This window comes from Pseudomonas sp. NPDC089547 (assembly GCF_050280665.1).
Lineage (GTDB): Bacteria > Pseudomonadota > Gammaproteobacteria > Pseudomonadales > Pseudomonadaceae > Aquipseudomonas.
In genome coordinates this window covers 45,158-58,438 of record NZ_JBNNVS010000028.1, presented here as the reverse complement: position 1 = coordinate 58,438, position 13,281 = coordinate 45,158, and the positions used below count along the sequence as shown (strand labels likewise).

The window sequence follows — 13,281 nt, the reverse complement described above, 5'->3', positions numbered from 1 at the left end:
GAGACGTCATGCGTATTGCATTCATTGGCCTGGGCAACATGGGCGCGCCCATGGCCCGCAACCTGATCAAGGCCGGGCACCAGCTGAACCTGTTTGACCTGAACAAAACCGTTCTGGCCGAGCTGGCAGAACTGGGTGGGCAGATCAGCCCGTCGCCCAAGGACGCGGCAGCCAACAGCGATCTGGTCATCACCATGCTGCCGGCGGCGGCCCATGTGCGCAGCGTGTACCTGAACGAAGATGGCGTGCTGGCCGGTATTCGTGCCGGTACACCTACCGTGGACTGCAGCACCATCGATCCGCAGACCGCCCGTGATGTGTCCAAGGCCGCAGCGGCCAAGGGCGTGGACATGGGCGATGCGCCGGTATCCGGTGGCACTGGCGGCGCGGCAGCCGGCACCCTGACCTTCATGGTCGGGGCCAGCGTCGAGCTGTTCGCCACCCTCAAGCCGGTGCTGGAGCAGATGGGCCGCAATATCGTGCACTGTGGTGAAGTCGGCACCGGGCAGATCGCCAAGATCTGCAACAACCTGCTGCTGGGCATCTCGATGATCGGCGTGTCCGAGGCCATGGCCCTGGGCAATGCGCTGGGCATCGATACCGAGGTGCTGGCCGGCATCATCAACAGCTCGACAGGGCGTTGCTGGAGTTCGGACACCTACAACCCGTGGCCGGGCATTATCGAAACGGCGCCAGCGTCGCGTGGCTATACCGGTGGCTTTGGCGCCGAACTGATGCTCAAGGACCTGGGGCTGGCCACCGAAGCGGCGCGCCAGGCACACCAGCCGGTGATCCTGGGGGCCGTGGCCCAGCAGTTGTATCAGGCCATGAGCCTGCGTGGCGAGGGTGGTAAGGACTTCTCGGCTATCGTCGAGGGGTATCGCAAGAAAGACTGACGCAAGAGGTGGGCTTCATCGCGGGCCAGGTGGCCTTCCCTCTGTAACTGCGCACCAGAGGGAAGGGCACCTGCCCCGCGATTTTTTTTGCCCCGATTCTGCAGGCGCCACATAACCCTGTGGGAGCGGGTTCACCCGCGAATGCGGCGGTGAAGCCACTGCAGCATTCGCGGGTAAACCCGCTCCCACAGGGGGCGATGTCAGTCTTTGAAGTCAGGCGAAGACGAAGTACTTGCGCACAGTCTCGACCACTTCCCATGTGCCTTTCATCCCCGGTTCGATCACGAACACGTCACCGGCCTTCAGGTGCTTCGGCTCTTCGCCTTCCGGGGTGATGATGCAGTAGCCATCGAGGAAGTGGCAGAACTCCCACTTCTCGTAATTGACCTCGAACTTGCCCGGGGTGCAGATCCAGGTGCCCATGATCTTGCTGCCGTCGGCCGACAGGTAGGCATTGAGGTTGACGGTGTGCGGATCGCCGCCGATGCGCTTCCACTTGGTGGCGTCCACGACCGGCGTCGGGCAGGTTTCGCGCAGGACGGTGATGAAATCGGACATGGGGCAACTCCTGGTGACTGGTTGAGTGACTGGTCACCATAGGGCCATCGGCCGAGCCGCAGTTGCCTGGGCTCGACGTCCAGCTGTCTGGTCGCGCTATGCCCACCAATACCGCACAAAGTGGAAGAACACTGGCGCCGCAAAGCACACCGAATCCATACGGTCGAGCATGCCGCCATGGCCTTCGATCATGTGCCCCCAGTCCTTCACCCCGCGGTCGCGCTTGATTGCCGACATCACCAGCCCGCCAAAGAAGCCCATGGCGTTCACCGCCAACGCCATCAGCGCGGCCTGCCAGAAGGTGAACGGGGTGATCCAGCACAGCAGGGCGCCGATCAGGGTGGCCAGTGCCACGCCGCCGGCCAGGCCTTCGACAGTCTTGGACGGGGACAGGTTGGGCGCCACTTTGTGTTTGCCAAACAGCTTGCCGCATACGTACTGCAGCACATCGCTGATCTGGACCACCAGGATCAGCCAGGCGATCAACAACAGGTTTCGGCCCTCGTAACCCGGGATGTCCAGCGTCATCAAGGCGGGTACCGACGACACGCAGTACACCGCGATCATCAGCCCCCACTGCACTTTCGAGGCGCGTTCGAGAAAACGCGTGGTGTCGCCGCCAAGGCTGGCCAGGATTGGCAGCAGCAGGAACAGGTACACCGGGATGAAGATGCTGAACAGGCCGTACCAGTCCATGGCGATCAGCACGTACTGCACCGGCAGCGCCACATAGAACGCCGCCACCAGCGCCGGGTAGTCGCTGCGCCGGGTCGGGGTAAGGGTCATGAACTCGCGCAGGGCATAGAACGACACGCCGTAGAACAGCACGATCACCCCGTACTTGCCGAACAGGAAGGCGATGCCGATCACCAGCACCATCACCCACCAGGCGTTGATGCGGGCGTTGAGGTTGTCGATTACCGCATGCGGTGCCGGGCCGGCGCGCCATTTGAGCAGGCGACCGATCACACTGGCCAGCAGCAGCAGGGCGCCGATGCCGGCGAACAGCGAAAGGGTGTTGTTGTCCATGTCAGGCATCCTTCGGGGCCAGGTTCAGCAGGGCCTGGCTGGCCCGCTCGAGAAAGGCCTGCTTGCTTTCATTAGCGTGCAGGTGCAGCGGTTCGCCAAAGCTCAGTGTGCACAGCAATGGCAGGGGCAGGGCACGGCCCTTGGGCATCACCCGGTTGAGGTTGGCGATCCAGACCGGTACCAGCTCGACGTCGGGGTTGGCTGCCGCCAGGTGGTACAAGCCGCTTCTGAACGGCATCAGCGGTTCGTCACCCAGGTTGCGGGTACCCTCCGGGAAGAAGATCAGCGAGTCGCCCTGGGCCACGGCTTCGAGGATCGGTTGCAGCGGGCTGCCCTGGCCTTCGCTGCGTTGGCGGTCGATCAGTACGCCGTTGAACACCTTGCGAATGAGAAAGTCGCGAATACCCGGCTTGGCCCAGTAGTCCGCGCCAGCCACCGGGCGGGTACGCTTGCGCAGGGGCTGCGGCAACGAGGCCCACAGCAGCACGAAGTCACCGTGGCTGCTGTGGTTGGCAAAGTACAGGCGCTGCACCGGCAGCGGCGTGCAACCCAGCCACAGGGCGCGGGCGCCCGTGATCAGGCGGGCGGCGGAGGTGATGACGTAGGCGGTCAGGTTGGCGAGCATGGGGCGTTCGTTATCCCTTCAAAGGCAGTGTCAGCAGGGTAGCCAAGGCTAGCGAGAGCTGCAGGCCCAGGCATACGGCCTGACGGCGCAACAGGCCTAGTGCGGCCTGGCTGCGGGCAGGCCAAGCGCGGCTGTCGGTGGCCTGTGGTTTGAGTTTCAGTTCGAACAGGGCGCGGTCCAGGGCCTGGGTGTCTGCCGGCAGGTCTGCGCTATTGGCAAGGTGGGCAAACAGTTCGGCATCGATCGCCACGCGGATGGCCCAGTACTTGTGCAGCACGCCGAGCGCCAGCAGCACGCTGCACAGCAGACTGGTCAGCGGATGCAGAGGGAGCCCCAGCAAGGGGGCGAGGCCATAGGCCAGGGCCAGCAAGGTGAGGCCGTCGGACAGGCACTCCAGCTGTTTGCCTCGGCCCAGCAGGCTTGCCACTACACGCAGGTTCATGGCTGTGCTCCCAGTTGCTGGAGAGCCTGGTGATGCGCGTTGCGCAGGACGATGCCGGGGCGTGCTTTACGGATAAGGGATTCTGCCTGCTGGGCGTCATCGCAGCGGCCGGTAACGATCAGCCAGGCTGCCACGGCAGTGGCGCTGCGTGAGTAACCCAGGGCGCAGCAGACCAGCACGGGGCCTTCGGCGCGCAGATGTTCGATGGCTTTGGCGGCCTGCAGCAGCAGGGCAACGTCTGGCGCTATCAGATCCAGGGTAGCGAAACACTGATAGTCAAGGGCTGGCGCGATCGTTGTAGGAGCGGCCTTGTGTCGCGAAAGGGGCGCGCAGCGGCCCCAGTTTTTCAGCTTCGCAGCAGGCATTGCCGGGGCTGCTGCGCAGCCCTTTCGCGACACAAGGCCGCTCCTACAACGGTTTGCGATGCAAGGTAGCTCGGCGCATAAATCAACAATCGCAGCGAACTGCGTGTCGCGCCCTGGGATTCTCCCCAGGTAAACACCATCGCACACCTCGTCGGCCTGTGGATGGCGCCGGGTCCACAGGCGCGAATTGAGCCACGCGCCCGCCAGATAGGGCGCCAACAGCCACCAGCTCGCATTCGACAAGCGCCCGTCATCACTCTTCTGAAAACCACCCGCCCCGAACACGGCGTAGTTCAGCGCCACCAGCCCCAATGACACCGCCGGCCAACTCAACCACAGCCAAGCCCCGCCCATTGCAGCGGCAGGGAGTACACACACCACCGCACCCAAGGCATAACAACCGGCGACCTTCCAACGCTTGGCATCCTGAGCAAGACGGGCCGCCTGAAAGGGCAGGCGCCCCGGATACCGCCACAGCCACAGGCAGGCAAACCCGGCCAGCGCCCCAGTGGGCACATCGATGAAATGATGCTGCCAGGTGGTCAGCACCGACACCCCGATCAGCGCCATCCAGCCATGCATCAGCCAACGCCAGGGCTGGCGTCGCACATGCCGGGCAAACATCGTCCAGATAATCACCAGCAAGGCGATGTGCAGCGAAGGCGCCTGGTTGAACGGCTTGTCGAAGCCCATCAACACATCGAACAGCCAGCCGAACAGCCCACCCAGCTCCGGCCGCTCAAAGGTGAAGCGCAGCGGCCACAGCAGGAAACAGGAGACGCTGATCACCTGTGCGCTGAGTAGCGCCAGCGCGTGGCGGTCCATTTCCTGGCGTGTGCGCGGCAGCAGGAAGGACAACCCGTAAAGCAAGTCGATCGACCAGTACGGGATGATCGTCCAGGGCCACAGCGGCATGCCGTGCTCCCAGCCGAACACCAGGCTGCCGACATCACTGCGCCCGGCCGTGTAATGGTTCGCCAGCCCATAGCTGAGGAAGAACAACGGCCCCAGCAGCAGAAGCCAGAACACGCCCCGGCGGATCAACCCAGGCTTGCGTGGCGGGCTCACTCAGCGCACCCGCTGTGCCAGGCTGACGCTGAAAATGCCCCATTCATCGATACGCTGGGCCAGCTTGCGGAAGCCCGCCGCCTCAACCAACTGGTCCATCTCGGCCTGGCTGCGGCGGCGCATTACCCAAGCCTCGCCACCGCGGTGGCTGGTGAGCGCGCGGGCGATCATCTCCAGTTGCGGGTGCCATGGCTGGCCGGTGTAGACCAGGTAGCCGCCATCCTCTACGGCGTCGGCCAGCCCGGCCAGGGAATTGCCCACCAGTTGGTTACTGGGGAAGAGTTCGTACAGCCCTGACACCACGGCCAGCGTTGGGGGTTGTTCTAGCGTGGCCAGGCTCTGGCGATCGAAAGCATCGCCCTGGACGAAGCGGGCAGTGTCGGCCAGGCCCTTTTCGCTGATCAGCGCGCTGCCTTGCTGAACGTTCAGTTCGCTGTAGTCGCGCAGAAGGATCGAATCCGGCAACTGCTCAAGGTCTTGCAGGGCTTCGAGGATATAGCGGCCATGGCCGGCGGCGATATCGACAATGTGCACGGGCCGTTGTTGTTCACGCAGGCAGGCGATGGCCAGGCGCAGCAATTCTTCGACGTGCAGCTTGCGCTGGCGAATGCCACGCCAGCCGATGGCGTGGAGGTAGTTCTGGTCGATCAGGCGGCCCAGCTTGCCCTTGCCGGTCGGCTGGTTGCGGTAAACGTAGTCGAGGGTGCTGCCGGAATCGAAGCCGGTGTCAAAACCTAGCTTCACGCCCGCAGACAACCCCTTGCCCAGGCTCAAGCCGGCGCGGGTGGCGCGCCAGTAAAGATCGCGGGGCGAGTTGCGTGGCAGCGGGGCAGCCAGGCTTTCTGCCTCGGCGCAACTGGCGCCGGTCTTGTCGGCATCCAGCAGTGAAGGCAACGCGGCGGGGCTGGCGAAGCAATGGTCGACAAACCGTTCGATGCGCCTCAGGGCATGGGCCCGATCACGTTCACCCAAGGTGTCGTGGAAGAACCCGGGCAGGATGTGCATTTCCTTGCGTGTGCTGCCGAGCCGGTCGAAAAACCGTTCTTGCGGCTGGCGCTCGACCACGAAGTCGGCCCCTGAGACCAGGACTTGGGTTGGTACCTGAATGGCCTGCGCATCCGCCACCACCCGGTCGGCGGCCTCGTACAGGCCCAGCAGCATGGTCACGGAAATCGGCCGGCTGATCAGTGGGTCGGCCACATATGACATGACCCGCTCAGGGTCATGGGTGAGCAGGCGCGGCTTGACGTAGCTGTTGACGAAGAAGTTGCCGCGCAAGGCTTTCAGCAGCTTCAGGCCCGGGCGGGCGAATGGCACGTACAGTTTGACCTTGAATGCCGGCGAGGCCAGCACCAAGCAGCGTACCTTGGGTGCGTAGTCGTGGGCCCAGGTGGCAATCAGCACGGCGCCGACGCTTTGCGCCAGCACCACCATGTCCTGTTCGGCGATACCGTGGTGGGCCTGGATATGTTCGATGAAGGTTTGCACGTCGCGCACGCTGGTGGCAAACCCTGGGCTGTCGCCGCGTGCACCGGGCGACTGGCCATGGCCGCGGGCATCCCAGGCGAAGAAGTCATAGCCCGGCATGTCCAGCTCATCGGCCAGGTGGGCCATGCGCCCGCCGTGTTCGTGGCCCCGGTGGAACATCACCACGGCCCGGCGTGGCTGGTGTTCGTTGCGGGTGGCAGGCCAGTGACGGTAATGCAGCTCGACACCGTCATGGGTGGAGAAGTGCAGCGCTTGCGCTTGGCGCATGGTCAACGTCCTTTTGCGACGACTATAGGCTCAGCGGGTTTCGGCCAGCCCCTGGCGAACCCGGTTGTAGAGGGTATAGAGCGAGAGCGCGAGGATGACCAGCAACAAACCATTGATCCAGCTGCCGTTCAGCAGGCCAAAGGCGACCCCGGTGCCCAGCACGCCGAAGGCAAAGGCGCGGTCGCTTTTGCCCATGGGGCCGTCGTAGCGCCGCGAGGCGCCAGCCAGCGGGCCCATGACTCCGGCGTACTCGCTGAAGGTGGCGCACAGCACCACCAGCACCACCAGCGCAGGTGACACCCCGGCTAGCAAGGCGAAGGGCAGGTACAGCGCTGCATCGGCAATCACGTCGCAGAGTTCGTTGAGGTAGGCGCCAAGGGTGGATTGCTGGCCGAACTCCCGGGCCAGCATGCCGTCGACGGCGTTCAGCGCCATGCGCAGCAGCATCCATACCGGTACCAGGATGAACAGCCAGGTGATGTGCGCCAGGGCGGCCAGCAGCAGGCCCAGCAGGACCGATACCACGGCGGCGGTGACGGTGACCTGGTTGGCGGTGACGCCTCGGTCGTAAAGGCGTTGCACAGCCGGGCGCAACAAGGCCTGGAAGCGTGGTTTTAGCTGGTAGATCGATGCCACTGGAAAGTCCTTTTTTAGTGGGTGCGATGGGAGGATTGTGTGCGACAAGCCGAGAAAATGCACCCTGCGTGTAGGAGCGGCCTTGTGTCGCGAAAGGGCTGCAAAGCAGCCCCGGCGATCTATGCGGCGGAGCTGAAAACCTTGGGGCCGCTCTGCAGCCCTTTCGCGACACAAGGCCGCTCCTACACCGACCGCGTCAACAGGTCAGGGTGGTTACCAACCCAGCGGCATAGCCAGGAAGTGTCGCGAAGTCCCGTGCGCACACCAGCAACCGGCGGTTGGCCCAAGGTTCCGCCAGGGCTACCCAGTGCAGCGGCAACAGCCCTTGCCAACGCTTCACCGCCGCCAGTGGCACCACCCCGACCCCAGCCCCGCCTGCAACCATGCGGATCACGCCATCAAACCCTTCGGCCCGCACTCTCACCTGCATGCGCCGCCCCTCCCGCAGTGCCTGTTCCTCCAGGTACAACGCCAATGCACTACCTGCTGCAAGCCCGACATAACCATGCGCCAGGCTGTCGATGAAGCTGGGGGCAACGTCGCTGGCCAGCGGATGGCCTGGCGGCGTTACCAGCACCAGTGGGTCGTCACGAAACGGCCGGGTTTGCAGGTGCTCGAAAGGCGCGGCGGTTGAAACAATGCCAAGGTCTGCCATGCCTTGAGTAATCGCCTGCACGATGCGCAGGCTCGGCAGTTCCTGTATGTCCACGCTGATTCCGGGGTTGTCAGCCAGGTAACCGGCCACAAGTTCAGGCAGGTACTCCGTGAGTGCTGCGGTGTTGCACAGCAGGCGCACTTGACCGTGCTGCCCCTGAGCGTACTGGCCCAGGTCGAACTGCAGGCGTTCGACCTGCTGCGCAATCAGGCGGGCATGCTGCAACAGTGCCTGGCCGGCCGGGGTCGGCTGAACACCACGGCGGTTACGCTCCAGTAAAGGGATGCCCAGCGACGCTTCCATGGCCCGGATGCGCGCACTGGCTGCTGGCAGCGACAGATGGCTGCGGCTGGCACCGGCGGTGATGTTGCCGCACTCCAGGGTGTGCTGGAAAAGTTTGAGGTCGATCAGGTCGAAATGCATGTGCCTCTGGCTTTGCAAGAGTCTGGCTAATGGTATGGCAGATTTTCAGCTTGCCCGCCACGGGCCATTATCGGCCCATGAATACCTTGCTCGCTTTCTACCACAACATTGGCCCTGCTCTGTCGCTGCTGGTGGTGCTGACGTTCCTGCTGGCCGGCGCAGTGAAAGGCGTGATCGGCCTGGGGCTGCCCACCATCGCAATGGGCCTGCTTGGCCTGGCTATGCCTCCGGCGCAGGCTGCTGCATTGCTGATCGTGCCATCGACCCTTACCAACCTTTGGCAGTTGGCCAGCGGCGGGCACCTTCGCGCATTGCTGGTGCGGCTGGGCCCGATGCTGGCGCTGATCTTCATTGGCACCTTGCTGGGCAGTGCCTGGTTGGGCATCAACAGTGGGCCGTGGGCCGCGCATGCGTTGGGTGCGGCCTTGCTGGCGTATGCGGTGTATGGGCTGGTTGGGCCGGGGTTGCACCTGACGGCGGGGCACGAGCGTTGGCTGGGGCCTGCCTGCGGGCTGGTGACAGGGATAGTTACGGCGGCAACCGGGGTGTTCGTCATACCTGCGGTGCCCTATTTGCAGAGCCTGGGCCTGAGCCGCGAGCAGATGATCCAGGCCCTGGGCCTGTCGTTCACGGTTTCGACCCTGGCGCTGGCTGTTGGCCTGGCCGGGCAGGATGCACTCGGTGGCCAGGCCTTGGGTGCTTCGTTGCTGATGCTGGCGCCAGCCTTGCTCGGCATGCTGGCCGGGCAGTGGTTGCGTCAGCGTATCAGCGCGTTGCTGTTCAAGCGTTGTTTCTTCATCGGCCTGGCCGCACTGGGCGGCCACTTGCTGATCAACGGTTAGCGCTTGATGCGCTGAGCATGTCGACCCGCTGGATATCGAAATCGCGCTCCAGGTAGTCCATGCGTTTTTCAAAGAAGGCGGCCATGTGCGGCAGGGCCGAGTGCACATCCAGCGCGGCCTGGTCGGCCCACACTTCGAAGAACACGAACAGGCTCGGGTCCTGCTGGTCGCGCAGCATGTGGTACTCGATGCAACCTGGCTCCTGGCGGCTTGGCTCGACATAAGGGCGGAACAGGTTTTCGAACGCATCAGCCATTTCCGGGCGGGTCTTGGCTTTGAGGATGAAGGCGAACTGCTCACTCATGGGGCGCTACTCGGTGATGGGTGGTGAACCGATTCTACGGCAATAATGTGATGCTGATTCGTGACTTCCGGTCAATTGTATTTTGCCCGGTCACTGCTGTATCCCGCTCCTGCGAGCCTCTAACCTGCCGACATCAAATTTTGACTCGGCCGGGGAGGCCAGCATGAAAAAGATTCTTCTGCTTAATGGTGGTAAACAGTTCGCCCACTCCGACGGCCGCCTCAACACGACCTTGCACGAAGCGGCCATCGCCCACCTGGACCGCGCCGGTTTCGATGTGCAGCAGACGTTCATCGACGGTGGCTACGACGTGCAGGCCGAGGTAGCGAAGTTTCTCTGGGCCGATGTGATCATCTACCAGATGCCGGGCTGGTGGATGGGCGCGCCCTGGACCGTGAAAAAGTTCATCGACGACGTCTTTACCGCTGGCCATGGCAGCCTCTACGCCAACGATGGCCGCACCCGTTCGGACCACACGCAGAAGTACGGCAGCGGTGGCCTGGTGCACGGCAAGCAGTACATGCTGTCGCTGACCTGGAACGCGCCGCAGCAGGCCTTCGATGACCCGAGCGACTTCTTCGAAGGCAAGGGCGTGGATGCGGTGTACTTCCCGTTCCACAAGGCCAACCAGTTCCTGGGCATGACCGGTCTGCCGACTTTCCTGGCAACGGATGTGATGAAGCGCCCGGATGTACCGGCGGCGTTGGCAGCGTATGAAGCACATCTGGACAAGGTGTTCGGCAAGGCAGGGTAATGGGTTGCCTGCACTGGCCTCTTCGCGGGCAAGCCCGCGAAAGGGCCGGTACAAGCACAGCCGGACCTGGCCTGGACATGCGACTATCCAATCCTTGCACAGACCCATCACAGGCCCGAATGTGAAAACCCGATCCGAAGAACTCCAGGTATTCGTCGCCGTCATCGATTGCGGCTCGATCTCTGCCGCTTCTGAGCAGATGGGCCAGACCCCGTCCGCCGTCAGCCGCACCTTGTCGCGCCTGGAGGCCAAGCTGGGCACCACGTTGGTCAACCGCACCACCCGGCGCATGGACCTGACCGAAGAGGGCCGTTTCTTCCTCGAACGCTCGCGGCTGATCCTGGAGCAGATGGACGAGATGGAAGAGCGCCTGTCGATGAACCGGCAGACCCCCACCGGGCGCCTGCGCATCAATGCGGCCGCGCCGTTCATGCTGCATGCCATCCTGCCGTGGATCGGCGAGTTTCGCCGCCAGTACCCGGGCATCGAGCTGGAGCTGAACACCGATGACCTGATCATCGACCTGCTGGAGCAGAGCACCGATGTGGCCATCCGCATCGGCGAACTGGCTGACTCCAGCCTGCACGCACGCAACCTGGGTTGCAGCCCGGTGCAGGTGCTGGCCAGCCCGGCGTACCTTCAGCAGCACGGCACGCCGCAGCGTGTCGAAGACCTGGCCAACCACTGCCTGCTCGGTTTCAGCCAGCCCGAGTCGCTCAACCACTGGCCGTTGCGCCACGCCGAGGGGGACCGCTACATCATTCGCCCGGCGCTGATCGCTTCCAGCGGCGAGACCCTGCGCCAGTTGGCACTGGCCGGCGAGGGCATCGTCAGCCTGTCGCACTTCATGACCCACGAAGACATCCGCGCCGGGCGCTTGCAGGTAGTGCTGAGCGAGGCCAACAACGGCTACCGCCAGCCGATTCACGCGGTGTACTACCGCAACACCCAGCTGGCGCTGCGTATCCAGTGCTTCCTTGATTTCATCCAGCAGAAGCTGACGATGTACGCCTGCTGAGTTGCCTGATCGCGACAGGTCCTGTCCACAGGCGGCGAAACTTCCTACGTGTGATTGCGCAGTCGAAACGCTTCGGCCTTACTGACTGCTCAACAAAAACAACACCAAGGAAGTGTCATGCGTATTGTCCCGTTCCAGTACCTTGCTCTCGCAGCCGCGATCCTGAGCTGTTCCTCGGTTTATGCCGCCACGCTGGAGGGCGGCGCGGTGGCTGCACCCGATCAATATGGTGCACAGGTAGCTGCCGATATCCTGAAAAAGGGCGGCAACGCGGTAGACGCCGCAGTGGCGACTGCCTTCACCCTGGCGGTGACCTACCCGGAGGCCGGTAACATCGGCGGTGGCGGGTTCATGACCCTGTTCGTCGACGGCAAGCCATACTTCCTCGACTACCGCGAAGTCGCGCCCAAGGCCGCGACGCGCAACATGTACCTCGACGACAAGGGCGAGGTCATCGAGAACCTCAGCCTGGTCGGCGTACGCGCCGCAGGTGTGCCTGGCACCGTGATGGGCCTGTGGGAAGCCCACCAGAAGTTCGGCAAGCTGCCCTGGAGCGAGCTGCTGACCCCGGCCATTGGCTATGCGAAAAACGGCTTCAAGGTGGCGGAGAAACAGTACCAGTACCGCAACGATGCCCAAGGCATGTTCAAGACGGCGACCAACTTCAACGACTATTTCGGCAACATGAAGGTCGGCGAGTTGTTCAAGCAGCCAGAAATGGCCCAGACCCTGGAGCGCATCGCCGACAAGGGCGTGAGCGAGTTCTACCAAGGCAAGACCGCCGACCTGCTGGTGGCGCAGATGCAGGCCGACAAGGGCCTGATCAGCAAAGAAGACCTGAAGGATTACAAGGCCGTATGGCGTGAGCCGATGGCCGTAAGCTGGCGCGGCAACGTGGTCTACACCGCACCACCGCCAAGCTCTGGCGGCGTCGCCCTTGCCCAGTTGCTGGGCATCAAGGAAGACCGCGCGGCGGACTTCAAAGGGGTGGCGCACAACTCGGCGCAGTACATCCACCTGTTGGCCGAGATCGAGAAGCGCGTGTTCGCTGACCGCGCCGATTACCTCGGTGACCCTGCGTTCACCAAAGTGCCTGTGGATAAGCTGGTGGCCAAGGATTACCTGGCCAAGCGTGCCGCGCAGGTCAACCCGAAGGCCATTTCCGACACTGACAAGGTCAAGCCGGGCCTTGAACCGCACCAGACCACGCACTTCTCCATCGTCGACAAGCAGGGCAATGCGGTCAGCAACACCTACACCCTCAACCTCGACTACGGCAGTGGCGTGGTAGTGAAGGGCGCCGGTTTCCTGCTCAACGACGAGATGGACGACTTCAGCGCCAAGCCGGGGGCGGCGAATGCCTTTGGTGTAGTGGGTGGCGATGCCAACGCCATCGAACCGGGCAAGCGCATGTTGTCGTCGATGAGCCCTAGCCTGATGACCCGCGATGGCAAGGTGGCGCTGGTGATCGGTACCCCGGGTGGCTCGCGGATCTTTACCTCGATCTTCCAGGTGATGAACAACCTGTACGACTACGGCATGCCGCTGGACAAGGCGGTAGCGGCGCAGCGGGTGCACCATCAGTTGCTGCCCAAGGACACCATCTACTTTGACGCCTATGCGCCGTTGACGGGGCCAGAGGCTGACAAGTTGAAGAAGATGGGTTATGTGCTGGAAGACCAGGGCTGGGAAATGGGCGATATCCAGGCGATCCGGGTGGACGGGGCGAAGCTGGAAACCGCGTCTGATCCGCGTGGGCGTGGGGTGGGGATGATCGTCAAGTAAGCCTGTTCGGGCGCTGGGAGGGCTTTGCCCTCCTTTCCGACCGGTCCGGCGCCCCGGCAAGGCCGCTCCTACAGGGGACCGCGATCTCTTGTAGGAGCGGCCTTGTGTCGCGACGGGCCGCAAAGC

The 13,281-nt window shown here is 63.5% G+C and carries 14 protein-coding genes; 5 read left to right on the top strand and 9 right to left on the bottom strand.

Going from position 1 to position 13,281, the window contains the following annotated elements; all coding sequences use genetic code 11:
* Positions 1–8: 8 nt before the first annotated feature.
* Positions 9–896, top strand: coding sequence for a 3-hydroxyisobutyrate dehydrogenase (gene mmsB, locus ACQKPZ_RS18970; protein WP_427541030.1), 888 nt, complete (start codon positions 9–11; stop codon positions 894–896).
* A 213-nt stretch (positions 897–1,109) separates the two neighbouring features.
* Here the strand turns inward: mmsB and ACQKPZ_RS18965 are convergent, their stop codons facing one another.
* From ACQKPZ_RS18965 to ACQKPZ_RS18930, 8 genes are all read right to left on the bottom strand, one after another.
* Positions 1,110–1,454, bottom strand: a complete 345-nt coding sequence (locus ACQKPZ_RS18965) for a cupin domain-containing protein (protein ID WP_003258412.1) — start codon at positions 1,452–1,454, stop codon at positions 1,110–1,112.
* Positions 1,455–1,550: 96 nt separating this feature from the next.
* Positions 1,551–2,483, bottom strand: coding sequence for a phosphatidate cytidylyltransferase (locus ACQKPZ_RS18960; RefSeq protein ID WP_427541027.1), 933 nt, complete (start codon positions 2,481–2,483; stop codon positions 1,551–1,553).
* Position 2,484: 1 nt separating this feature from the next.
* Positions 2,485–3,108, bottom strand: coding sequence for a lysophospholipid acyltransferase family protein (locus ACQKPZ_RS18955; RefSeq protein ID WP_427541024.1), 624 nt, complete (start codon positions 3,106–3,108; stop codon positions 2,485–2,487).
* 10 nt (positions 3,109–3,118) lie between these two features.
* On the bottom strand, positions 3,119–3,550 hold the full coding sequence (locus ACQKPZ_RS18950; protein WP_427541021.1) for a hypothetical protein: 432 nt from the start codon (positions 3,548–3,550) through the stop codon (positions 3,119–3,121).
* Positions 3,547–4,983, bottom strand: a complete 1,437-nt coding sequence (locus ACQKPZ_RS18945; RefSeq protein ID WP_427541018.1) for a phosphatase PAP2/dual specificity phosphatase family protein — start codon at positions 4,981–4,983, stop codon at positions 3,547–3,549. Before ACQKPZ_RS18945 ends, ACQKPZ_RS18950 begins: the two co-directional genes overlap by 4 nt.
* A complete protein-coding gene (locus ACQKPZ_RS18940) occupies positions 4,984–6,738 on the bottom strand; it encodes a bifunctional alpha/beta hydrolase/class I SAM-dependent methyltransferase (protein ID WP_427541015.1) in 1,755 nt (584 codons plus the stop codon).
* Between the two features lie 30 nt (positions 6,739–6,768).
* Positions 6,769–7,374, bottom strand: a complete 606-nt coding sequence (locus ACQKPZ_RS18935; protein ID WP_427541012.1) for a CDP-alcohol phosphatidyltransferase family protein — start codon at positions 7,372–7,374, stop codon at positions 6,769–6,771.
* A 196-nt stretch (positions 7,375–7,570) separates the two neighbouring features.
* A complete protein-coding gene (locus ACQKPZ_RS18930) occupies positions 7,571–8,452 on the bottom strand; it encodes a LysR substrate-binding domain-containing protein (RefSeq protein ID WP_427541008.1) in 882 nt (293 codons plus the stop codon).
* 77 nt (positions 8,453–8,529) lie between these two features.
* Here ACQKPZ_RS18930 and ACQKPZ_RS18925 point away from each other — a divergent pair, with 77 nt between their 5' ends.
* Positions 8,530–9,294 carry a sulfite exporter TauE/SafE family protein gene (locus ACQKPZ_RS18925; protein ID WP_427541005.1) on the top strand — a complete coding sequence of 255 codons (765 nt, stop codon included), beginning with the start codon at positions 8,530–8,532 and terminating at the stop codon, positions 9,292–9,294.
* Here ACQKPZ_RS18925 and ACQKPZ_RS18920 read toward each other — a convergent pair.
* Entirely contained in the window at positions 9,284–9,598 is a 315-nt protein-coding gene (locus tag ACQKPZ_RS18920) for a putative quinol monooxygenase (protein WP_391127278.1), read from the bottom strand. The genes ACQKPZ_RS18925 and ACQKPZ_RS18920 overlap by 11 nt on opposite strands.
* Positions 9,599–9,761: 163 nt before the next feature.
* Here ACQKPZ_RS18920 and ACQKPZ_RS18915 point away from each other — a divergent pair, with 163 nt between their 5' ends.
* The 3 genes from ACQKPZ_RS18915 (at position 9,762) to ggt (ending at position 13,155) form a co-directional block, all read left to right on the top strand.
* The gene (locus ACQKPZ_RS18915) at positions 9,762–10,352 is read left to right on the top strand and encodes an NAD(P)H-dependent oxidoreductase (protein ID WP_427541002.1); all 591 of its coding nucleotides are present in this window, start codon (positions 9,762–9,764) and stop codon (positions 10,350–10,352) included.
* Between the two features lie 121 nt (positions 10,353–10,473).
* Entirely contained in the window at positions 10,474–11,370 is an 897-nt protein-coding gene (locus ACQKPZ_RS18910) for a LysR family transcriptional regulator (protein WP_427540999.1), read from the top strand.
* 117 nt (positions 11,371–11,487) lie between these two features.
* On the top strand, positions 11,488–13,155 hold the full coding sequence (ggt, locus tag ACQKPZ_RS18905; RefSeq protein ID WP_427540996.1) for a gamma-glutamyltransferase: 1,668 nt from the start codon (positions 11,488–11,490) through the stop codon (positions 13,153–13,155).
* The last annotated feature ends 126 nt before the right edge of the window (positions 13,156–13,281 follow it).

Excerpts from the sequence above, each read along its gene's own strand:
- mmsB (WP_427541030.1), top strand. The coding sequence starts at position 9 with ATGCGTATTGCATTCATTGGCCTGGGCAACATGGGCGCGCCCATGGCC.
- ACQKPZ_RS18965 (WP_003258412.1), bottom strand. The coding sequence starts at position 1,454 with ATGTCCGATTTCATCACCGTCCTGCGCGAAACCTGCCCGACGCCGGTC.
- ACQKPZ_RS18960 (WP_427541027.1), bottom strand. The coding sequence starts at position 2,483 with ATGGACAACAACACCCTTTCGCTGTTCGCCGGCATCGGCGCCCTGCTG.
- ACQKPZ_RS18955 (WP_427541024.1), bottom strand. The coding sequence starts at position 3,108 with ATGCTCGCCAACCTGACCGCCTACGTCATCACCTCCGCCGCCCGCCTG.
- ACQKPZ_RS18950 (WP_427541021.1), bottom strand. The coding sequence starts at position 3,550 with ATGAACCTGCGTGTAGTGGCAAGCCTGCTGGGCCGAGGCAAACAGCTG.
- ACQKPZ_RS18940 (WP_427541015.1), bottom strand. The coding sequence starts at position 6,738 with ATGCGCCAAGCGCAAGCGCTGCACTTCTCCACCCATGACGGTGTCGAG.
- ACQKPZ_RS18930 (WP_427541008.1), bottom strand. The coding sequence starts at position 8,452 with ATGCATTTCGACCTGATCGACCTCAAACTTTTCCAGCACACCCTGGAG.
- ACQKPZ_RS18925 (WP_427541005.1), top strand. The coding sequence starts at position 8,530 with ATGAATACCTTGCTCGCTTTCTACCACAACATTGGCCCTGCTCTGTCG.
- ACQKPZ_RS18920 (WP_391127278.1), bottom strand. The coding sequence starts at position 9,598 with ATGAGTGAGCAGTTCGCCTTCATCCTCAAAGCCAAGACCCGCCCGGAA.
- ACQKPZ_RS18915 (WP_427541002.1), top strand. The coding sequence starts at position 9,762 with ATGAAAAAGATTCTTCTGCTTAATGGTGGTAAACAGTTCGCCCACTCC.
- ggt (WP_427540996.1), top strand. The coding sequence starts at position 11,488 with ATGCGTATTGTCCCGTTCCAGTACCTTGCTCTCGCAGCCGCGATCCTG.